Origin of the sequence: Bradyrhizobium sp. Leo170, from assembly GCF_004296405.1 — a bacterium.
Classification (GTDB): domain Bacteria; phylum Pseudomonadota; class Alphaproteobacteria; order Rhizobiales; family Xanthobacteraceae; genus Bradyrhizobium.
In genome coordinates, this window is record NZ_PSRR01000125.1 from 1 (window position 1) to 20,836 (window position 20,836).

The 20,836-nt window shown below is 61.4% G+C and carries 17 protein-coding genes and 3 pseudogenes; 19 read left to right on the top strand and 1 reads right to left on the bottom strand.

The window, feature by feature from the left end:
• The 6 genes from CWO89_RS21055 to CWO89_RS21080 form a co-directional block, all read left to right on the top strand.
• Nucleotides 1–402, top strand: a 402-nt coding sequence (locus CWO89_RS21055; protein ID WP_130580652.1) for an ABC transporter ATP-binding protein C-terminal domain-containing protein, incomplete at its 5' end; no start/stop codon positions are given.
• Complete coding sequence (locus tag CWO89_RS21060; protein ID WP_130580653.1) at nucleotides 374–1,084, top strand: ABC transporter ATP-binding protein; 711 nt, start codon at nucleotides 374–376, stop codon at nucleotides 1,082–1,084. The genes CWO89_RS21055 and CWO89_RS21060, both read left to right, overlap by 29 nt.
• Before the next feature lie 61 nt (nucleotides 1,085–1,145).
• On the top strand, nucleotides 1,146–2,027 hold the full coding sequence (locus CWO89_RS21065) for a branched-chain amino acid ABC transporter permease (RefSeq protein ID WP_130580654.1): 882 nt from the start codon (nucleotides 1,146–1,148) through the stop codon (nucleotides 2,025–2,027).
• Nucleotides 2,024–3,097, top strand: a complete 1,074-nt coding sequence (locus CWO89_RS21070) for a branched-chain amino acid ABC transporter permease (RefSeq protein ID WP_130580655.1) — start codon at nucleotides 2,024–2,026, stop codon at nucleotides 3,095–3,097. Before CWO89_RS21065 ends, CWO89_RS21070 begins: the two co-directional genes overlap by 4 nt.
• 69 nt (nucleotides 3,098–3,166) lie before the next feature.
• Nucleotides 3,167–4,687 (top strand): aldehyde dehydrogenase family protein, encoded by a 1,521-nt coding sequence (locus CWO89_RS21075; RefSeq protein WP_130580656.1) that lies wholly within the window; start codon nucleotides 3,167–3,169, stop codon nucleotides 4,685–4,687.
• Nucleotides 4,688–4,895: 208 nt separating this feature from the next.
• A complete protein-coding gene (locus tag CWO89_RS21080; RefSeq protein ID WP_130580668.1) occupies nucleotides 4,896–5,555 on the top strand; it encodes a GntR family transcriptional regulator in 660 nt (219 codons plus the stop codon).
• Nucleotides 5,556–5,591: 36 nt separating this feature from the next.
• Here the strand turns inward: CWO89_RS21080 and CWO89_RS21085 are convergent, their stop codons facing one another.
• Entirely contained in the window at nucleotides 5,592–6,266 is a 675-nt protein-coding gene (locus CWO89_RS21085) for a GntR family transcriptional regulator (RefSeq protein ID WP_130580657.1), read from the bottom strand.
• 117 nt (nucleotides 6,267–6,383) lie between these two features.
• Here CWO89_RS21085 and CWO89_RS21090 point away from each other — a divergent pair, with 117 nt between their 5' ends.
• The 13 genes and pseudogenes from CWO89_RS21090 to CWO89_RS21150 form a co-directional block, all read left to right on the top strand.
• A complete protein-coding gene (locus CWO89_RS21090; RefSeq protein WP_130580658.1) occupies nucleotides 6,384–7,175 on the top strand; it encodes an enoyl-CoA hydratase/isomerase family protein in 792 nt (263 codons plus the stop codon).
• Between the two features lie 10 nt (nucleotides 7,176–7,185).
• Nucleotides 7,186–8,430: a CaiB/BaiF CoA transferase family protein gene (locus CWO89_RS21095; RefSeq protein WP_130580659.1), complete on the top strand. Its 1,245-nt coding sequence runs from the start codon at nucleotides 7,186–7,188 to the stop codon at nucleotides 8,428–8,430.
• A gap of 72 nt (nucleotides 8,431–8,502) precedes the next feature.
• Entirely contained in the window at nucleotides 8,503–9,495 is a 993-nt protein-coding gene (locus CWO89_RS21100) for a Bug family tripartite tricarboxylate transporter substrate binding protein (protein WP_130580660.1), read from the top strand.
• A 58-nt stretch (nucleotides 9,496–9,553) separates the two neighbouring features.
• A complete protein-coding gene (locus CWO89_RS21105) occupies nucleotides 9,554–10,036 on the top strand; it encodes a tripartite tricarboxylate transporter TctB family protein (protein WP_130580661.1) in 483 nt (160 codons plus the stop codon).
• A 12-nt stretch (nucleotides 10,037–10,048) separates the two neighbouring features.
• Nucleotides 10,049–11,602, top strand: a complete 1,554-nt coding sequence (locus CWO89_RS21110) for a tripartite tricarboxylate transporter permease (RefSeq protein WP_130580662.1) — start codon at nucleotides 10,049–10,051, stop codon at nucleotides 11,600–11,602.
• 673 nt (nucleotides 11,603–12,275) lie between these two features.
• Complete coding sequence (locus tag CWO89_RS21120; protein ID WP_245476422.1) at nucleotides 12,276–12,782, top strand: hypothetical protein; 507 nt, start codon at nucleotides 12,276–12,278, stop codon at nucleotides 12,780–12,782.
• 106 nt (nucleotides 12,783–12,888) lie between these two features.
• Nucleotides 12,889–13,746 (top strand): annotated as a pseudogene (locus CWO89_RS49585) (transcription-repair coupling factor); the annotation flags it as partial.
• Nucleotides 13,742–14,542: pseudogene (locus CWO89_RS49590) on the top strand (TRCF domain-containing protein); the annotation flags it as partial. The pseudogenes CWO89_RS49585 and CWO89_RS49590, both read left to right, overlap by 5 nt.
• A 493-nt stretch (nucleotides 14,543–15,035) precedes the next feature.
• Nucleotides 15,036–15,554 (top strand): annotated as a pseudogene (locus CWO89_RS21130) (IclR family transcriptional regulator); the annotation flags it as partial.
• Nucleotides 15,555–15,567: 13 nt separating this feature from the next.
• A complete protein-coding gene (locus tag CWO89_RS21135) occupies nucleotides 15,568–15,780 on the top strand; it encodes an ABC transporter ATP-binding protein C-terminal domain-containing protein (protein WP_245476423.1) in 213 nt (70 codons plus the stop codon).
• Nucleotides 15,781–15,801: 21 nt separating this feature from the next.
• Complete coding sequence (locus CWO89_RS21140) at nucleotides 15,802–17,118, top strand: aspartate aminotransferase family protein (RefSeq protein ID WP_130580665.1); 1,317 nt, start codon at nucleotides 15,802–15,804, stop codon at nucleotides 17,116–17,118.
• A gap of 84 nt (nucleotides 17,119–17,202) precedes the next feature.
• Nucleotides 17,203–18,861: a hydantoinase B/oxoprolinase family protein gene (locus CWO89_RS21145; RefSeq protein WP_130580666.1), complete on the top strand. Its 1,659-nt coding sequence runs from the start codon at nucleotides 17,203–17,205 to the stop codon at nucleotides 18,859–18,861.
• 14 nt (nucleotides 18,862–18,875) lie between these two features.
• Nucleotides 18,876–20,836 (top strand): hydantoinase/oxoprolinase family protein (locus CWO89_RS21150; RefSeq protein WP_130580667.1); only part of this gene is annotated, 1,961 nt, incomplete at its 3' end.

Below are 20,836 nucleotides of genomic sequence, written 5' to 3' on the forward strand. Positions count from 1 at the left end.
CGCGCGGCGATGGAGTTGCTGGCGCGCCTGCAGCTCGATCACCTGCACGATGAACGCATCGACAGCTTGCCTTATCCGACGCTCAAGCGGGTCGAGCTTGCCCGCGCGCTGGCGTCTCGTCCCTCGCTCTTGATGCTCGACGAGCCGGCCGGCGGGCTGTCGCACTCGGAGGTCGATGAACTCGCCCACACGCTGGTCCGGGTGCGCGACGAATTCAGCCTGACCTTGCTGCTGGTCGAGCATCACATGGGCATGGTGATGAGCGTCTCGGACGACATCATCGTGTTGGACTTCGGCAACAAGATCGCCGAAGGCAAGCCGGCCGACGTCAAGGCAGACCCCCGCGTCATCCAGGCCTATTTGGGGAAACAGCGTGAGCGTTCTCGAGATCAAGGGCGTTAGCGCCGGCTACGGGCGCATTCCGGTGCTGCACGACGTTTCGCTCGCGGTCGGCGAAAAGAGTATCGCCGTGCTGCTCGGCGCCAACGGTGCAGGCAAAACGACGACGCTGCGCGCCGTCAGCGGTATGGTCAAATATACCGGGCAGATCTTGCTGGATGGCAAGGACCTGAAGGGGCTAGGCCCCGACCGGATCGCGCGCCTGGGCATCGCCCACGGCGTGCAGGGACGCGGCACCTTCAGCGACCTGACCGTCGAGGACAATCTGGCGGTCGGCGCCTTCCGTCGCCGCGACAAGGCTGAGATCGCAGCCGACATCGACCAGATGTATACCCTGTTTCCTCGCTTGCGCGAGCGCCGCAAGCAGAAGGCTGGCAGCCTCAGCGGCGGCGAGCAGCAGATGCTGGCCGTCGGCCGGGCGCTGATGCTCAAGCCGCGGGTAATGCTGCTCGACGAGCCGTCGCTCGGGCTCGCGCCGGTCATCATCGATGACCTCTACGAGGCGTTGCAACGCGTCAACCGATTGCAAGGCATCGCGATGCTGATCGTCGAGCAGAACGCCAATCTGGCTTTGGAGATTGCCAATGACGCCTACGTGCTTGAGACCGGCTCGATGGTGCTGTCGGGCACGGCCCGAGACGTGTCCAAGAACGACGGCGTCCGCGCTGCCTATCTTGGTAACTGATTATCCGCGACCGGTCTTGGCGCATGCAGGCTACTCCAATAACTGAACAGAGAAGCTGACGATGCAGTACTTCTTTCAGCAGATCGTCAACGGCATCGGGGATGGCGCGATCTACGCGTCGCTGGGCCTTGCCCTGGTGCTGATCTACCGAACGACGAACATCGCCAATTTCGCCCAAGGCGAGATGGCGACATTCTCCGCCTATCTCGCCTGGCAGATGGTCGATTGGGGCGTGCCGCTGTGGTGGTCGTTTCTCATCGCAATCATCCTGTCGATGGTGGTCGGCGTGCTGGCCTACTTGCTGCTGGTCCGGTGGGTTCAGCACCGGGATGAATTGACGATCGTGATCGTGACGCTCGGCCTGTTCCTGGCTTTCAACAGCTTCGACGGCGCGATCTGGGGATTTCTGCAGCTCTCATTGCCGAGCCCGTTCCCCGAGAAGAGCTTCGCCATTGGCGCGTTTCGGTTCAATGCCGAACTGCTGGGCACGATCGCGCTTCTGATTGCGATCTCGACCTGCATGTTCCTGCTGTTGCAGCATACGCGGCTCGGCACCGCGCTCCGCGCCTCGGCCTCCAACGCCACCTCCGCGATGCTGGTGGGCGTCCCGTTCACGGCAATGATGGCGATCGGATGGGGACTGGCAGCCGGGCTCGGGGCGGTCTCGGGCCTCTTGGTCGGACCGAAGCTGACGCTCGATCCCAACATGATGGGCGCCATCATCATCTACGCATTCGCGGCGGCCGTGGTCGGCGGATTGACGAGCTATCGCGGCGCGGTTGTTGGCGGCGCCATCGTCGGCATCTCGCAGGCACTATCGATGGCTTATCTTCCCTGGCTCGGTTCCGATCTGCAGATCCTGCTGCCGCTGATGCTGATCGTAGCTGTGCTGATCATCAAGCCTGAAGGTCTGTTCGGCAGCACCGTGGTGGTACGCGTATGAGCAGCATCGGAATTCCCGCCATGCAATCGGTCCGGCATGGCGAGGTGGTCGTCACAAAGATCGGCGTCGGCTTCGTGTTGGCAGTGATCCTGCTCGGCATGCCGCTCGTGATCCCCGAGTATCAGACATTCCAACTGACCGGCGTGATGACCTATGCCGTGGCGGCGCTGGGCCTCAACCTGATCACCGGCTATGTCGGTCAGGTCTCGCTCGGCCACAATGCCTTCTTTGCTTTGGGGTCGTATGCCGCCGTGCTTAGCGTCGCGTATCTGGGCGTCAACGATGTCCTGGCGGTCCTGATTGCGGCAGTTGTCACATTCATCGCCGGCGTGCTGGCGGGTTATCCGGCCAAACGGCTGCGGGGACTGTATCTGGCCTTGATCACGCTGATCCTCGCCGTATCCGTCGTCCCGCTGGTCAAGCAGTTCAAGGCCTATACCGGCGGCGCGGCCGGCCTGATGGTCGACAAGCCGGTGCCGCCGGCATGGTTCACGCTGGGCCAGGACGCATGGATCTATTACATGGTGCTGGCGTTCACCGTCGTTGTCTTCTGGCTGGTCAGGAACTTCGTCGGCGGCAGTAATGGCCGGGCGCTGGCCGGCATCCGCGAAGGCGAACTCGCCGCGTCGTCGATGGGCGTAGATGTCAACAGACTCAAGGTGATCGTGTTCGGGGCCGGTTCGATGCTGGCGGGCGTTGGTGGCGCACTTGCGACTTTTACGATCGGTTTCATTGGCCCGGACTCGTTCACGCTGATGCTGTCGATCAGCTTCCTGGCGGCGATCGTCGTGGGCGGGCTCGGAACGATCTGGGGAGCTTTGGTCGCCGGCCTGTTCCTGCAGTTCGTGCCGTCCTATGCCTCGGATCTCGGTCAGGCGTTCTCCGGTGCGGTCTATGGTGGTATCCTGATTGCATGCATGACCTTGATGCCGAATGGGATCGTCGGCTCACTAATGAAGATCATCGGCAATCGGCGCGAGGCCAGGAAAGCTGCCGATAGAACTGCTCCGAAAAGCGCCGAGAGAACGGCCGTGAAAGCCGCTGCCGACAGGGGCGTACGTGCCACCTGATCGCTCTGCCGGCTGCTCATGAAGGATGCGGCTCGGCCGGTGGTCGCTATAACGATGGAAGGAAAGACCATGACTGTACAAGTGCAAATCAATGGAAGGCTGAAGGCATCCGTGAGCGAGGCGGACAGCTCCGTGCGCCTTGGACCGACGCTTCAACTGTTGAATGGCGAATGGGTCGGCAGCGTCGATGGTCGCACGCTGGCGGTCGAATGCCCCGCCACCAAGAAGACGATTGCCCACACCCCGCGCGCGTCCGGGCAGGATGTCGAACGCGCGGTGATCGCTGCGGAAAAGGCCTTCGTGAGCTGGAAGAAGGTGACGCCGTCTCTGCGCGGCAGGGCGCTGCTCAAGATCGCCGACGAGCTTGAAGTCCGCGTTGAAGAGCTGGCCCGCATCATCGCCCACGAAACCGGCAATGCGCTGCGTACCCAGGCGCGTCCGGAGGCGCTGACCTGCGTGGAGGTCTTCCGCTACTTTGGCGGTCTGGCAAGCGAACTGAAGGGCGATACGCTGCCACTGGGCGATGACATATTGAGCTACACGAGGCGTGAGCCGCTCGGCGTTGTTGGCGCGATCGTGCCCTGGAACGCGCCGGCGACATTGTCGTCGATCAAGATCGCGCCGGCCGTGTGCGCCGGCAACACGCTGGTGCTCAAGCTGGCCGAAGACGCGCCGTTCGCCGCCTTGTTCATTGCCGAAATCTGCAATCGGCATCTGCCGCCAGGCGTGTTGAATATCGTGACCGGCCTTGGTCCAGAATGCGGCGCAGCGCTCGCCACCCATCCGCGCATCAGCAAGGTGTCGTTCACCGGCTCGACCGCGGTCGGCCGCAGCATCCTGGCTGGCGCGGCGGACCGCATCGTGCCGGTATCGCTCGAGCTTGGCGGCAAAAGTCCAGCTATCGTTTGCGAAGATGCCGACGAGGATTGGGTCGTCCAGGGCGTTGCATCCGCGATGCGCTTCACGCGGCAAAGCCAGTCATGCACCGCCGGATCGCGCCTGTTCTTGCACCGGTCGATCTACGACAAGTTTCTCGACAAGCTGGTCGCGCTGACGAACAGCTACAAGATCGGTAATCCGCTCGACGAAGCCACCGACATGGGGAGTCTGATCAACAATAAGCAATATGGTCGGGTCTGCGGTTACATTGAAGACGGCATCAAGAACAAGGACGTCAAGCTGATCGCCGGCGGCCTGCCACCGAAGGAGGGCCCGTTGAGCGCCGGCTATTTCACCATACCGACGCTGTTCGCCAGCATGTCGAACAACTGGCGTCTCGCGCAGGAGGAAATCTTCGGCCCGGTGCTGGTGGCGATCCCATGGAGCGACGAGGTCGAGGTGCTGAAGATGGCCAATGACAGCCACTACGGCTTGGCCGGCTATGTGTTCTCACGCAACACGTCGCGCGCCATCCGCATGGCCCATGAGATCGATTCCGGCTGGGTCCAGGTCAACCAGGGCAAGGGCCAGATCATGGGCCAGCCCTATGGCGGGTTCAAGCAGAGCGGGCTCGGCAAGGAAATGTCGCTGGGTTCGATGCTCGAGGGCTTTTCGCGGCTGAAGACCGTAACTGTCAACTTGACGCTCTGATCGGCTTGCCTGGATTGGGGGAAACCGGGTACCGGTTTCCCGTCAATGATGGAACGCGCTTTGCGTGGAGATCATGCATGGAGGCAGATTGAAGCGCGATCGCTATTCGAACTGAAGCTATTTCCTTTTACGTCGGGGACCGAAACGTGTCGACCATGGCCCGGACGATCGCCTTCCGAAGTTGCCCAGGACCCATGTAGTGACCGAAATGAAGGTGAGCGACCGCATTTACAGTGTTGTCGAAAGGCAGATCAGCCAGCGCGAGTTGCTGCCTGGGGATCCGGTCGACGAAGAAAACCTGATGAGCCAGTTCGGCGTGTCGCGTACGCCGGTGCGCGAGGCCATTCTGCGCCTCAAGGCCGAGGGGCTGGTGTCCAGTATCTCCCGCGGCGGCGCCATCGTCTCGAAGATGGACTTCGCGCAGCTCCTGTCGGTGTGGGAGTTGCTGGCGGAGCTCGAAGGCCTATCGGCCCGCTACGCCTGCGAACGCATGACTAGCAAGGAGCGCGAGGCCTTGGCTGACGCCCATAAGGCGTCCCGCAGCGTTGTCGAACGTAACGACGCGCTCGGCTGGCAGCAGGCCAACATGGCGTTTCATGAGGTGCTGTACGCGGGATCCCGCAATCCGTATCTCCGTCAGGAGATCCTGCGGATGCGCACGCGAACCAGCGCCTATCGCAATCATTCGTTCGATGCGATGGGCTACATCAGTAAAGCTTACCAATATCATGGCCTGATCCTCCAGGCCATTCTCGAACAGGATCCATCCGCCGCCGCTAAGGCGGCTACGGCGCACCTGACGCCCGGCGAGGGAGCGCCTGGCGTGATGGAGATCATGCATAAGCTTCCGAAGGCTCTGCTAGGATGAGCCACTGGCCGCCTGCTGAGAACAGGCTAGCCGGTTTCAGACCCGGACTCGATCCGGCATGGTCGGATCGCCGCTTTCCGCCTCGGCGAACCCCGCCTGCAGAACCTCCTCGCGCTTGTGACGGAGATGGGTGCGCAAGATATGGGAGAGGCCGACGCCGTCGCGACGCTGCAGCGCGTTGAGGATCGCTTCGTGCTCATGAAGCGCTAACGCCCAGCGGTCGGATGTCATCGGCGTGACATAGCGCGCGCGCCGAATACGCGCCGTGACCGAATTGTACAGACCGATGAGCACGGGATTGCCGGCCGCCGCAACGATCGCCTCGTGAATGGCCCGGTTGCAGCGGTAGTACTGAATCAGATCGCCGTTACGATAATGATGTGCCATCGCGGCATGCGCAGCGGCAATCTCACCTATTTCTTCCTCAGTGATGCGCTCACACGCAAGCTCGCCGGCCAGGGCTTCGAGCCCTTGGCAGACCTCGAACAGGTCACGCATGTCCTTGTCGGTAAGCCTGGCTGCGCGGGAGCCGCGGTTTGGCAGCAACTGCACAAGGCCTTCGGCCGCCAGCACTTTGAGGGCTTCGCGCAGCGGCGTGCGCGAGATCTGCAGCCTTTCGCATAGATCGCGCTCGGGAATCCGAGCGCCAGGCGGTATTTCGCCGTCGAGCAGGATCGCGCGAATGCGGCTGACGACCTCCTCATGCAGCATTTCGTCGAGCCTCCAATTTTGAATTCAAAATGGAAGAATATCTACAGGATGGCGGCGTTCCAGCTTGATAAACCCGAATTTTGCATTCAAAATTGTGAAAACGATTGGATAGAGGAAATGGATCAGGACGTGGCGGAAGATCTCGTTTTCGAGGTCGCGAGCGGCATTGGACGGGTCACGTTCAATCGTCCTCAGGCCAGAAACGCCTTCACTTTCGAAATGTACGAGCGGCTCGCCGAAATCTGCGAGCAGGCGAACAGCGATCAGGCAATCAAGGTGCTGGTGCTTCGCGGCGCTGGCGACAAGGCCTTCGCCTCGGGAACGGACATCAACCAGTTCCGCGCCTTCACGACGCCGCAGGACGCACTCGATTACGAGAACCGTATCGACCGCGTGCTCACCACGCTCGAGCAGTGCAGGGTGCCGACGATCGCCGCGATCAACGGCTTCTGCACCGGCGGCGGTGCCGGCATCGCCGCGGCCTGCGATCTGCGCATCGGCACCAGAAGCGCGCGGATCGGCTTTCCCATTGCCCGCACGCTCGGCAATTGCCTGTCGATGTCGAATGTCAGCCGGCTCACCGCCCTTGTTGGACCGGCGCGCGTCAAGGATTTGATCTTCACGGCGCGGCTGGTCGAAGCCGCCGAGGCCGCGGCGATCGGCCTGCTCACGGAGGTGGTCGACGATCTCGCGGCGCTCGACGGGCGTGCCGATGAGGTCGCTCGGCTCCTTGCCGGCCACGCACCGCTGACGCTCAGCGCGACAAAGCAGGCGGTCGCACGCTTGCAGAAGCGGCTGACGCGCGAGGAGGGCGAGGACCTCATCGTCATGTGTTACATGAGCGAGGATTTTCGCGAGGGGCTGGACGCGTTTCTCAACAAGCGCGCACCGCAATGGCGCGGGCGATAGGGATATGACGATGCAAGGCAACCAATCGCAGTCCGCTGCTCGCCCGCAAGGACCGCTCGCCGGCCTCAAGGTCGTCGACCTCACCCATGTCATGGCGGGACCGACCTGCACGCTGATGCTCGCCGACATGGGCGCCGATGTCATCAAGATCGAGAAGTGGCCGAACGGCGATGACACCCGCCATTCGGTGCCGCCGAAGATTGGCGACGAGGCGGCCTCGTTCCTGATGATGAACCGCAACAAGCGTGGCGTGGTGCTGGACCTGAAAACCGTCGGCGGCAAAGAGGTGCTGCGGCGGCTGATCGCACGTGCCGATGTGCTGGTCGAGAATTTCGCGCCGGGTGCGATGGAGCGGCTGGGCTTCGGCTATGAGGCGTTGCACGATGAGTTCCCGGCGCTGATCTATTGCTCGCTCTCGGGGTTCGGCCGCACCGGACCCTACAAGCATCGCCGCGGCTTCGATCTGGTCGCCCAGGCCATGAGCGGGATCATGAGCTTCACTGGCGAGCGGCCAGACGGCCCGCCTGTGAAGTGTGGTCCACCCCTATCGGATATTACCGCGGGCCTCTTGGCCTGCATGGGAATCCTGGCTGCGTACACGCATCGACTGAAGACCGGTGAAGGGCAGTGGGTCGAGACCTCGCTGTATGAGGCGGCGCTGGTGCAGACCTACTGGCAATCGACCATCGCGCTCGCCACCAACACGGCACCACGGGCGATGGGCTCGGCGCATCCGCTCAACGCGCCATACCAGGCATTCGAGGCTTCGGACGGCTGGCTCGTTGTCGGGGGCGCCAATAACAAGAATTGGCTGTTGATGCTGGAGGCGCTGGGCGCAACCGAGCTTGCATCCGATCCGCGCTTCGTGACCGGCGCTGATCGCATGGCGCATCTGAAGGAGCTCGAAGCGGTCTTGAGCGAGCGCTTCCGCGCGGGGACACGGGCGCACTGGCTCACGGTCTTGGGAGGGAAGGGCGTGCCATGCGGTCCTGTCCACGACATGCTGGAAGCGCTGAACGATCCGCAGACGCTTGCGCGCGAGATGGTCGTGGAGGTCGAGCATTCGACGCTCGGACCGGTGAAGACGATTGGGCTCCCGGTCAAGTTCTCGGTGACGCCCGGGAAAGTGCGTTCTGGCGCGCCGGTCTATGGCGAGCATACGCGCGAGGTGCTGTCCGAGTGTGGGTTCGATGACAGTCAGATCGAAGCGCTCGAGAAAGAAGGCGCAATCGTCTCGGCAGCCATCGGTCGATAAAAGCAGCTCGTGTAACGTCGCGATAGGCCGATACGACAAACAAAACAGGCAAAAAATCAGCCGGAGGAAACCATGGACGTCACGTCGAGATTCCTGCTGCCTGCCGCCGCAATCCTGCTCGCCGGCACGATTCCGGCGGGCGCGGCCTGGCAGCCGCAGAAGCCGATCGAGTTCGTCGCGACCGCAGGGCCGGGCGGCGGCACCGACAATCTGGCGCGTGCGGTCCAGAACATCATCACCAAGTACAAGCTGACCGACCAGCCGATCGTGGTCGTCAATAAGGGCGGCGGCAGCGGTGCGGAAGGTTATGTGTACGGCAAGGCTTCGGCCGCCGATCCCCACAAGGTGATCTTCGGCACGTCGAACGCATGGCAGCAGCCGCTCGTGTCCAAGGTCGCCTTCAACTACACCGATCTCACTCCGATCGCCGCGATGGCGCAGGATGAGTTCCTGCTCTGGGTCAAGCAGGACGCGCCGTACAAGACGGTCAGCGACTATCTGAAGGCGGCGGCCGCGAATGAATTCAAGATGGGCGGAGCGCAGTCGAAGGATACCGACGAGGTGCTGACCCGTATGATGGAAAAAGTCGGGCACATCAAGTTGACCTACATTCCGTTCAAGAGCGGCGCCGAGGCCGCCGTGCAGCTCGCGGGCGGTCATATCGACTCTCACGTCAACAACCCCTCTGAAAGCCTGGGGCAATGGCGCGGCGGAACGCAGCGCCCGCTCTGTGTCTTCAGTCCTAAGCGACTGTCGCAGGGGCCTAAGGTCACCGCGACCGAAGGCTGGAGCGACGTGCCGACCTGTGTCGAACAGGGACTCGACATCTCGCAGTATGAGCAGCCCCGCACCGTCTGGCTGCCCGGCAAGGTCACGCCGGAGCAGACTACCTTCTATGTCGAACTCATGAAGAAGGTGCGAGCGACACCGGAATGGAAGGACTACATCGAGAAAACCTCGCAGGTCGACACCTTCCTGACGGGGGCCGAGTTCGACAGCTACATCAAGCAGGACCTCGAGCACATCAAGCAGGTCGCGGCCGAGCAGGGGTGGCTCGTCAAGTGAGCCGGTCGGCCACGTCGAGCGAAGCTATCAGGGCTTAGCACCGGGCTGGAGCAGATCGATGGTCTCACGCCGTGCTCTCGAAATTGCAACCGCCATTCTCACCGGCGGCTTCGGTGTCGCCGTGGTGGTGTCCAGCTTCGACAACGGCATCGGCTGGTCGGCCGCCGGAGTCGATGCCGGCACCTTTCCGTTCCTGGCCGGTGTGATCATCGTTGCTGGCAGCCTCTACAATCTCGCCCGCGGTGTCCTGCCGGGCGGCACGCTGGCAAGCGTTCCCGTGGCCATCACAGGAATCGAGCTGCGCCGCCTCGCAGGGCTGTTCGTGCCTGCCGCTCTCTTCGTGGCGCTGATCCCGATCGTCGGGATGTATGTGGCCTCAGCCGGCTACGTCTTCGCTGTGCTGGCGCTGCCGAGGCATCAATCGCTGCTTCGCTCGCTGGCGATGGCATCGGCCACGCCGCTCGCGCTGTATGTGGTGTTCGAGCGCATGTTCCAGGTGACGCTGCCGCACGGCGCGCTTGCCGCCGCATTCGGGCTCTAAGGGGGAGAGCGAATGGAAAATCTCCAGGAGCTCCTGCACGGCTTCACGATCGCGGTCACCGTGCCGCATCTGGTGCTGATGGTGATCGGCGTCCTGCTCGGCATTCTCGTCGGCGTGCTGCCGGGCCTGGGCGCGCCGAACGGCGTGTCGCTGCTGTTGCCGCTGACCTTCGGGATGCAGCCGGTCTCGGCCATCATCCTGCTTTCGAGCATGTATTGGGGCGCGCTCTTCGGCGGCTCCGTCACCTCGATCCTGTTCAACATTCCCGGAGAGCCGTCGTCGGTCGCCACCACTTTCGACGGCTATCCGATGGCGCGCGACGGCAGGCCGACGACAGCGCTTGCCACCGCCTTCGGTTCGGCCGCGTTCGGCGCCCTGGTCGGGGTCATTCTGATCACCTTCCTCGCATCGTGGGTCGCGCAGGTCGCGCTCGCCTTCGGGCCGCCGGAGTACTTCGCCGTCTATTTCCTCGCCTTCGCCAGTTTCGTTGGCATGGGCGGCGCGGCGCCGATCAAGACGGTGGTCGCTCTGGCAATCGGCTTTGCGATTGCTGCGATCGGCATCGATACCGTCTCCGGCAGCGTACGCCTGACAATGGGTATCGATGAGCTGGTGAAAGGCGTGAGTTTCGTCGTGGCGGTTATGGGATTATTCGGCATCGGCGAGCTGCTGGTTGCCGTCGAAGAGGAGTTTCACGCACGCGGGGTCTCCTCAAGGATTGACTGGAAAGAAGTCTTCCGCGCGGTCGTCCGCCTGCCGCGGCATGGCATCGCTCTGCTGCGCAGCGCGGCCATCGGATGCTGGATGGGGATCACGCCGGGCGGCCCGACCGCGGCGTCCTTCATGAGCTACGGGATCGCCCGACGCTTCTCACGGCGTGGTCGCCATTTCGGCACGGGCGAAGTCGAGGGGATCATCTCCCCGGAGACCGCCGATCACGCGGCCGGCACCAGCGCGCTTTTGCCGATGCTGTCGCTCGGCATTCCCGGCTCGGCGACCGCCGCGGTGATGATGGGCGGCTTGATGATCTGGGGCCTCAATCCCGGGCCTATGCTGTTCGTCGACCAGAAGGATTTTGTCTGGGGCCTGATCGCCTCCATGTATGTGGGCAACATTGTCGCCGTCGCGCTCGTGCTGCTCACCGTTCCGATATTTGCGGCCTTGATGCGGATTCCGTTCGTCATCATTGCGCCCCTGATCGTGATCATCTGTGTCGTTGGCGCCTATTCGGTGTCGAACTCCTATCTCGATGTCGTCATGATGCTCGGCTTCGGCGTCATCGGCTATCTCTTCAAGAAGATGTTCTATCCGCTGGCCCCGCTCGTGCTCGCGATCGTTATCGGCGACAAGGCCGAGGATGCCTTCCGGCAGTCGATGCTGATGTCCAAGGGATCGCTCGGGGTGTTCTTTGCCAATCCTCTCGTGACGAGCCTTGTCTTGGCCGGGCTGACGCTGTTGCTGCTTCCGCTCGCGCTGCAGATCGCGCACGTCCTGCGCAAACCGCGCGAGAAGGCCCTCGCGCCAGGTCCTGAAGACAGGAGCCAGCAGAAGTTGAGGATCACATGACCACAAAGCCGCTCATGGCACTTGCGTGGTAGATCCCGCCGGCATCGGCCCTGAGCTGACGGCGAAGCTTGTCGCGACGGGAGGAGATTCGACAGTTCGCCCGGCTCGTCGTGATCGGCGACCGTCTTCGACGGCTCGCGGAGCCGACTGTTCGCATCAACGGGGCAGTTCCGCCTCGGGACAAAATGCGCCAGGGAAATGCAGCTCTTGGGGCAAAGCGGACATCGCCCGCATATGTCTCAGAATGGCTGCCAACAGAAGTCACGGTTGTTTGGTCTTGTCTAGGCCGCGAGACTCATCCTATGCGCTAAGAGCCTAAGGCAGGCGAAGCTCCATTTTCATGGCGTGGGTCGAATATGCGGAAATCAACCCGAGATCTCCCTACAACCGGTTATGCCATCCTCGTGGATGGTCGTGTGAAGACTGAATTCGCAACGAGGGACGGCGTTGAGGGCGGGGCTAAGGATTTGAAGCGGCGCTTTCCGATGCTGCAAGTCAAGGTCTACGATGCGCAAACCAAGGCGGATCGCGAAATAGACGTGTTTTGACATCTACATTAGCGCGGAGTGAACCGCTGACCCGAGAAAGTGGCGTGGCTTGTCGCCCAGCAGTTCGCAATTTTGCGCTTTCATCTAACCAGTTCGCCGCGATATATCGCCTGTCGGAGAGCATGATGATGTTTCGAAGGCAGAAGAGCAGATCTCGCGCACGTGATGCACGGCAGGTACAGCAAGGGTACGAGCGCAACAAGAGTTCCGGCGGGGAAATCCAGGCCCGGATTGCCGAGTTGAGAAGCATGCCGCGGGAAAAGCTCGCGGATGCGGTGTTCCTGCTCTCGATGGCGACAAAGCAGCAAAGTGAGCGGATACGACGATCGATCGAGGAGCGCGCGGAGGCCGAGTTCGAGTTTGATCCGCCACCCAACGGAGATATCGCTGACTATCTCGCGGAGGAAGCAGTCTCGGTTTTGCGCCATCATGAGGCTAATGTGCCGACGCTCATCGATATCTTGTCTCAGAGATCGCCTGACATTGACTTCACCGTTCATCAAACGGACGCCGTTTCAATGCTTGCCGCGATGATTCGGGAACAGCGGCTCGAAGGCATTCTCGAAGGTCTCAGGCTTGCTGGCCTCCTGAACGAATCCTCAAAGAATCGTCATGCCGGTTTTAGTTCGTAGGGGCGAATCGATTGGAGGGAAACTCCGCAAGGCGCCTGCGGAGAGTCGCGCAAAGAAACGAAAGACCCCTACGCGGACTGCGATCTCTTCTGCGTCCCCGCTCGGCATGATGGCTCTCCATCTGCTCGCGCAATGGAGAAAGTCTGGCAGCCATGGCATTGTCTTTCTTGCCGAGAACGAGAACAGAGCCGAGCGGCTAGGCGGCGTCATTCATGATCTCGACCACTCGTGCGAGGTGCTGGTTTTTCCGCGGCTGAACACCCTGCCGTTCGATCAGTTGGAGCCGTCACACGAAATCGCCGGCAGACGGAGCTCGGTCTTGCGGCGCCTCGCCAGGCCCGAGGAGCCGATCCTGCTGGTGTCCACGGCGGAGGCGGTGATGGAGCGCCTGCCGCCGCCGGCGACTTGGTCTCGTTCAAGTCTCCATCTGAAGGTGGGCGCTACATTCTCCGAGCAGGACCTCCGGTCGCGGCTGGAGGTTCTCGGATACGACCTCGATGATGAGGCGGAGTATCCTGGCAGCGCGCTGTTCCACGGGAAGACTTTCGAGATATTTCCCGCCGGCGCACTCGGTCCATTCCGCGTGGAACATGCGGGCCAGGTGATACGGCGGATTTCGTCCTTCAACCCGACAGAGCACGAGGTTGTTTTCGAAGCGAAGGAGCTCGTCATTGATCCGATGTCGGAGCGCCTAGCGTTCGGAAGCAAACGCGGAAAGCGCGCGACACTGATTGACTATTGTGGCCGGGCCAAGTGGATCGCCGATGCGACGGTTCCGGCGCACGCCGAGAGTTGGTTGAGCACGATCGAGGAGGCGGCCAGTCGCACGGACAGGGAGCGCGAATACCTTGGCAGGCGCGAATGGAAGCAGGCCACCAAACGCATGAAGGTGCTGTCCCGCAAGGCAGCTTTCATCCCCACACCGGACTTTTCGAAGGTCGCTTCACCCAGAAAGGCTCGTCGAAGGCCGCGCGGACGTTCTGCTGGCGACCAATATCGTGGAAAGCGGTCTCGATATCCCACGTGCGAACACGATCGTGGTCTGCTGGCCCGAGCGGTTCGGTCTCGCGCAACTCCATCAACTCAGGGGTAGGGTGGGACGCGGTGGCATTCGCGCGTTTGCGTATCTGTTGACGGATTCAAACTCGGAGCGATCCGAGAAACGGTTGGCTGTTCTGGAGGAGTTCAATAGGCCAGGTGCGGGCTTTGCGATCAGTGCTCGAGATCTAGACCTCAGAGGGGCAGGGGATCTGCTTTCCGAGCGGCAGTCGGGCCATGTGCAGGTTTTCGGTCCCGTGCTCTACAGCCACCTTCTGAAACTGGCCTCGGAGAAAGCCCACGACAGTGCCGCCGACCTGTGGGTGCCCGACCTCAATCTTCCGATCGCGGATATGTTGCCGCCAAGCTTCGTGCAATCGGAGCCGGTCAGGCTGGAAATCTACGCTCGTGCAGCCAGGTGTCGAAGTGAGGACGAACTGGATGACTTGGAGGAGGAGACGCAGCGACGGTTCGGCAAATTGCCGCCGGCAGTCCGCGATTTCTTTGCTGCCGCAAGGCTCAGGATCGACTGCAGGCGACGCGGCATCGTAAGATTGGATGTCGGTCAGGAGGCAGTCGCCGCGACATTCCTGCCGGGACGGCTACGAAAGTCGAGAGCGCGATCGTTCCAACGCGACGGCGATAGGGTCGTCCACACCAGCGAGCGCTGCGTCGGGCCGCTTGGCAAGGCGGAAGAGTTCCTGGACCTTCTGGACGAGTGAAGCCTGAAAAGCCGCAGAGTGCGGCGGGCGATGAGCGCGAGCAACGCAACGACATAGTTACCCAACCGCTCGGAAGACCAAGCCGCCTCCGGCGGCTTTTTCTTATTTGCTACCAAAGTTCCTTGCATTGTGCGCAAGCCGGCTCGGTAGCAAATTGGTAGCAACTCACTGCTCAAAACCGGTTAGATAACCTCACCACGACGCCTATGATGGATTGGAGCGAGAGTTCAAGATTTTCAGAGAGTTAAGGGGCTGCGTGTGCACCGGGAGACCAAAGAAAAACTCACCAGCGATAGTGTGGGCATGCTGTCCGAGTGCAACCAAACGGCTTTGATGGGCAGCTGTGAGCGACGATCAGAGCTCTAAGGGGAGGGATTGGGGGCGCTGACGAGCGACTTCGGTCTTGAAAGTGTCACGCCCTGCAGCGCTATGATATCGCCGTGCGCGACCACGAGATCGTTACACGACAGCATGGACATACGCGTCGCTCGCCGGTCCCCATATTCATGCTTTGACGGAGGCGTCCACCGAGACTTGCTATCTCGCACGCCTCGTTGGGTCGCGCGTACTGGTAGCTGTTTCATATTCGCCCGATGTGAGGTGGCGCGGATATGTTCAGCCGGGAATCGAGATGCCCGTGAATGCCGCAGCGACTGGCAAGGCCATCATGGCATTTCAGAGCAAAGAACTGATCGCTGAAGCTCTCTCAAATGAGCTTCCTAAGCCAACCGTCAATTCACACACCAGCCGAAAGTGGATTGATCAGGAGTTCGCGAAAGTCAGAAGAATGGGCTACGCCACCTGTATTGGGGAAATCGACGAAGGACTTGCGGCGCTTGCTGTCCCCGTCACGCTTTCGGATGGCACAGTTCTTCAATCAGTAGGCATGACTGGGCCGCTCGAGCGAATTATGAACAAGCAGATGGAAGACCGGCTTGGAGCTCTGCGGGAAACTGCAGCCGCACTCTCGAAGGCGCTATCCCGAGGAATGGCTGTAAATAGTCGACGTTGAACCATCGCTCGGCTTGGCGCCGCGGCTCGCCGAAGAGGTTTACGAACAAGTCAGCCGCATCGGCGAGACCGGTCTGACCATCCTGGTTGTGGAGCAGAACACAGTGCTCGCGCTCTCGGTCGCCGATCGCGCCTATGTGCTGGAGACAGGGCGCATTGTGCTCGAAGGGCCAGCAGAAGAACTCAAGCAAAATGCGCGTGTGCGCGAAGCTTATCTGGGCCGTTGAAGCCAGAATCAAGGAGGCAACATGTATCCCGCCAATCATTCCCAATCGCGAGATCTCTATCAGCGAGCGCTGAAAAGCCTGCCGGGTGGCAATACGCGTACCACTGTCTATATGAAGCCGTTTCCGATCTACGCTGCTTCGGGCGCTGGTTGCCGCGTCTGGGATATCGATGGCAACGAATATATCGACTGTATCAACAACTTCACGTCTCTGATCCATGGTCACGCTCATCCCGCTCTTATCGAGGCAGCGACCAAACAGCTCGCGCTAGGCTCGGCCTTCGGCATGCCGACTGAGTCCGAAGTCGATCTCGCCGAATTGCTGGCAGCAAGGCTGCCATCGGTCGATCACGTCCGCTTCTGCAACTCTGGCACCGAGGCGGTGATGATGGCGCTAAAGGCCGCGCGCGCCTATACGGGCCGGCCGAAGATCGCGAAGTGCGAGGGCGCTTATCATGGCTCTTATGACTATGCTGAAGTCAGCCTCGACCCGACGCCCGCGGCCTGGGGTGGCAACGCGCCCGTATCAGTAGCCTATGCCAAGGGCACGCCCGAGAACGTGCTCACGGACGTCGTGACAATTCCGTTCAACGATGTCGAAGCTGCTGTGAGCCTGATCCGTGAACATGGCCCCGAGCTCGCTTGTGTGCTCGTCGATCCGATGCCGAACCGCGCAGGTTTGGTTCCGGCGGATAAGGCCTACGTGGAAGCGCTCCGCCAGGTAACGCGGGAAGTCGGTGCGCTGCTCATATTCGACGAGGTCATCTCATTCCGTCTCGGCTATGAGGGTGCACAAGGGCTTTGGAGTATCGAGCCGGACCTGACTACTCTCGGCAAGATCATCGGCGGCGGGTTCCCGGTCGGCGCAATCGCCGGCGGTAAAGAGTTCATGTCGGTCTTCGATCCATCTTCCGGCAAGCCGGCGCTCCCGCACGGCGGCACCTTTTCGGCTAATCCCGTAACTATGCGCGCCGGTCTTGCCGCTATGAAGCTGCTCGATGCAGCAGCGTATTCACGACTCGATAAGATCGGCACGACGGTTCGCGAGGGTATCAACGCGGCTTTCCGGAAGACGGGCGTCGCCGGCACCGCAGTTGGATTGGGCTCGCTTCTTAAGATCCACTTCACTAATCGCAACGTCCGCGACTATCGATCGGCTTACTTGAACGAGACGGAAGCGAAGCGCCAGGCCGTGTTCAACGCCGGGCTGCTCAATCGCGGGATATTCGTCGCAAGCTACGGCCTGATGGCGCTGTCGTTGCCGATGACAGATGCTGACGTCGATACGATCGTGAAGGCGGCTGCGGAGTCACTGGGGGAGGTCGCCGCGTTCGGCTGATCAAGCCCTTTGTACCGTGAAATGCTCCGACCGGCGTTCAGTTGACGCCGGATAGAGACCCTCTTTCCTACTAGCAGGCCCGCGATGACCTCGAAGATTGATCCTATCACCCGTTCCGTTGTCCAGCATCGTCTGAGTTCGATCGTGAACGAAATGGGCGAGGCGATGCTGCGTACATCTTACTCCCAAATCCTGAATTCCAGCCGCGACTTCTCGCTGGGGATCTGCGACGTAAATGGACGGTTGATTGCGCAGGCGGATCATATTCCGGTCCATGTCGGCGCGCTGTCCTGGGCAACGCTTGCGATCGAGGAGCGCTTCAAGGACATCAAGCCCGGGGACGTTCTGCTGCTCAACGATCCCTATCATGGTGGCAGCCATTTGCCGGATCTTACCGCGTTCGTGCCAGTCTTCGATGGAGAGAGAAGGCTGTACTGGACCATCGTGCGCGCACACCAAAGCGATATCGGCGGAGCTACCCACGGTGCCTACAATCCGGGCGCGACCGACATTTGGCAGGAAGGATTGCGCGTACCGCCGATCCGTCTCTATGAAGGCGGCAAACTTCGCGACGATTTGCTCGACATGCTGGCACTTAACGTGCGCAATCCGCGCGATTTCCGCGGCGATCTCGCGGCCATGGTTGGGGCGGCGCACCTTGGCGAACGCCGGGTGAGACGACTGTTCGACGAGTTTGGTGGAGAGGTCGTCGAAGCGGCCGTCGAAACAATTCTCGACGCGGCTGAACAACAGACGCGGGCAGTCCTGTCGACGTGGCAGGACGGTACGTTCTACGGAGAAGCGTATCTTGACGATGACGGTCATGGCCGAAGCGACATTAAAATCGCCGCGAAGGTGACTAAGAAGGGGTCCGATATCGAGGTCGATCTTTCGGGGTCGGATCCGCAGTCGACGAGTTTCGTCAATTCGTCGCACGCCAATATGCAGGCTGCGGTCGTTATGGCGTTTGCCTATCTGATCGACGCAGATATTCCCAAGAATGCCGGCGCCCTTCGGCCGCTGAAGGTCGTTGCAAAACAAGGTACGATCGTATGGGCTGATCCTGGTCGTCCGGTTACGATGTGCACCAGCCATCCGTCGAATGAAATCGTGGAAGCCATCGTCAAAGCGCTTTCCCAATCGTGTCCCGATCGCGCGATGGCCGGGTGGAGCCGCAGGTTCCGCATCGCCATCCAAGGTGAGAATCCGCGCACAGGACGCAATTTCATCTGGCATCTGTTTCAGGCGAGACCCGGCGGAGGCGCGTCGTCGGCGGGCGATGGTTGGTCATCGATCGGCGAGTGGCATACGGTCGGGGGCATCAAATTCGGCAGCATCGAGGTCGACGAAGCCCGGTTTCCGCTCCATTTCCGACATCACGAATTTCGCCCGGACTCCGGCGGAGACGGCAAGTTTCGTGGTGGCCTCGGCGTATCGTTGGATCTCGTCGTGGAAACGGCCAAACCTGCGCGAGCGAACACGGCAGGCGAGGGTACGAAGCATGGAGCATGCGGGATGCTCGGCGGCAGCGACGGGCTTCCGCATCAGTACACCCTCGTGTCGAAAGGCCGCGCGCCGCGCGTGCTGCGGACCAAGGAGGTCGGCATCGAAGTCCTTCCCGGCGACTGCTTCGAGGTTCGCTCCTCCGGTGGCGGAGGATGGGGCCCACCTGGGCAACGGTCGGCTGAAGCGCGCGAAGCCGACTTGGCGCAGGGCGTTACGACAAAAATTACAACGATTTAGCGGGTATCCTGAAGATGTTTACGATCGGAATCGATGTTGGTGGTACGTACACTGACCTCGTTGCAATTGATCGCGACGGCAACACCGTGTTCGCGAAATCGCCGTCAACGCCTGCAGACCAGTCTATCGGTGTCATGAATGGACTTGAGGAACTCGCAAGTCGGCTAAAGATGCCGCGAGCGGAGATGCTCGCCAAAACGAACCGCCTGGTGCACGGGACAACGGTCGCGACGAACGCATTGCTCGAACGGAAGGGGGCAAAGGTGGCGCTTCTCACTACGGAAGGCCATCGAGACGTTATCGAGATGCGAGAGGGCCTTAAGGGAGATCGCTATAATCTCCGCATCGCACCCCCTTCGCCCCTGGTACCGCGTGAACTGCGCTTCGGTGTGCGTGAACGCGTTAGACCGGACGGCGAAGTGTCGATCCCACTCGATCAAGACTCGCTCGGCGAGGCGATCTCGGCAATCCGCACCGCCGGAGTAAGCTCGGTGGCTGTATGCTTCTTGCATGCCTACCGCAATCCTGCGCACGAAATTTCGACCGTCGAACGACTGAAGCGCGAACTGCCGGAAGTCAACGTCTCTCGCTCGAGCGATGTGTTGCCGCAGATCAAGGAGTACGAGCGCGTCTCGACAACGATCGTGAACGCTTACGTCGGGCCGGCGGTACGACGCTATCTCACCAATCTGGAAGCCCGGCTAAAAGACGCGGGCCTATCCAGTAGCCTTTTTATCATTCTTTCGCACGGCGGGATGGCTCCGCTCGAGGAAGCCGCGCGGCTGGCCGCCGGTACTGTTCTGTCCGGCCCGGCGGGCGGCATCTCGGGATGCCGACGCTGTGCGGAACTGCTCGGAATTCCCGATCTCGTGCCATTCGACATGGGGGGAACCAGTACGGACATCTCGCTGATTACGGACGGGCGCGCGTCGCTGTCGGCTGAGGGAGGGCTTGCCGACCAACGCATTGCGCTACGGAGCCTCGACATTGCGAGCATCGCCGCCGGTGGAGGCTCGATTGCCACCCTGGACGTGGGTGGTACGGTCCGCGTCGGGCCAGAGAGCGCAGGGTCCGTGCCAGGGCCGGCTTGCTACGGCAACGGCGGCGTCGAACCGACTGTTACTGATGCCAATGTCATTCTCGGCTATCTCGACGCATCTGCGTTCATGGGTGGAAAGCGGCCGCTCGATCGCGCAGCCGCCGAAGCGGCAGTCGACCGTCTCGCGAAAGCTCTCGAGCTATCTCGGGACGATGCAGCGGCTGGAATCTATCGAATGGTCAATCTGCGTATGGCGGACGGTATCCGTCTGATGACTCTGCGACGCGGCGTCGATCCACGGCGTTTCGCGCTGCTGAGCTTTGGCGGCGCTGCGGGCCTGCATGCGGCAGAAGTTGCGCGCGAACTTGAGATCAAGCGTATCATCGTGCCGACGGCGGCTTCGGTACTGTCTGCCTGGGGCATGTTGACCAGCGATCTGAGGTACGAGGTGAGCAGGACTCATTACAGCGCTGGCCAACGGATTACGCCCGAGGAGGTCAGGGCCATCTTCGCCTACCTGGAAAGAGAAGCCACGAGCCGTCTGAAGTCATGGTTTGGGGGTGATGTGGCAATCGAACGCTCCGCCGAGATGCGCTATGGCGAGCAGATATTCCAGATTGATGTCCCCCTAAACGATCTTGATTGGACGTCGGAGAACATCGTCGATCGGATAGAGGAGCGATTCCATCGTCGCCACGAAGAGCTATACACATACTCGTCGCCGGATCAGGAAGCGGTGTTCGTCAATGCGCGGGTCGCTGCCGTAGGCGCTGTCCCGAGCGTCGGACAGGTCGCGCGCGGGCAGAAGACTTTGGCGCCCTGCAGACCAAAAGGAAGTCGAAAGGCATTTTTCGGCGAGTGGCGAGAGGTTGAAGTATTCGATGCGGATCAGCTTCGACCGGGCAACAAAATCGACGGCCCAGCAATAGTGGAGGC

Bases quoted from the DNA above. Each gene is read 5' to 3' on its own strand.
- CWO89_RS21065 (WP_130580654.1), top strand. From the start codon at position 1,146: ATGCAGTACTTCTTTCAGCAGATCGTCAACGGCATCGGGGATGGCGCG.
- CWO89_RS21070 (WP_130580655.1), top strand. From the start codon at position 2,024: ATGAGCAGCATCGGAATTCCCGCCATGCAATCGGTCCGGCATGGCGAG.
- CWO89_RS21075 (WP_130580656.1), top strand. From the start codon at position 3,167: ATGACTGTACAAGTGCAAATCAATGGAAGGCTGAAGGCATCCGTGAGC.
- CWO89_RS21080 (WP_130580668.1), top strand. From the start codon at position 4,896: ATGAAGGTGAGCGACCGCATTTACAGTGTTGTCGAAAGGCAGATCAGC.
- CWO89_RS21085 (WP_130580657.1), bottom strand. From the start codon at position 6,266: ATGCTGCATGAGGAGGTCGTCAGCCGCATTCGCGCGATCCTGCTCGAC.
- CWO89_RS21090 (WP_130580658.1), top strand. From the start codon at position 6,384: ATGGATCAGGACGTGGCGGAAGATCTCGTTTTCGAGGTCGCGAGCGGC.
- CWO89_RS21095 (WP_130580659.1), top strand. From the start codon at position 7,186: ATGCAAGGCAACCAATCGCAGTCCGCTGCTCGCCCGCAAGGACCGCTC.
- CWO89_RS21100 (WP_130580660.1), top strand. From the start codon at position 8,503: ATGGACGTCACGTCGAGATTCCTGCTGCCTGCCGCCGCAATCCTGCTC.
- CWO89_RS21105 (WP_130580661.1), top strand. From the start codon at position 9,554: ATGGTCTCACGCCGTGCTCTCGAAATTGCAACCGCCATTCTCACCGGC.
- CWO89_RS21110 (WP_130580662.1), top strand. From the start codon at position 10,049: ATGGAAAATCTCCAGGAGCTCCTGCACGGCTTCACGATCGCGGTCACC.
- CWO89_RS21120 (WP_245476422.1), top strand. From the start codon at position 12,276: ATGATGTTTCGAAGGCAGAAGAGCAGATCTCGCGCACGTGATGCACGG.
- CWO89_RS21140 (WP_130580665.1), top strand. From the start codon at position 15,802: ATGTATCCCGCCAATCATTCCCAATCGCGAGATCTCTATCAGCGAGCG.
- CWO89_RS21145 (WP_130580666.1), top strand. From the start codon at position 17,203: ATGACCTCGAAGATTGATCCTATCACCCGTTCCGTTGTCCAGCATCGT.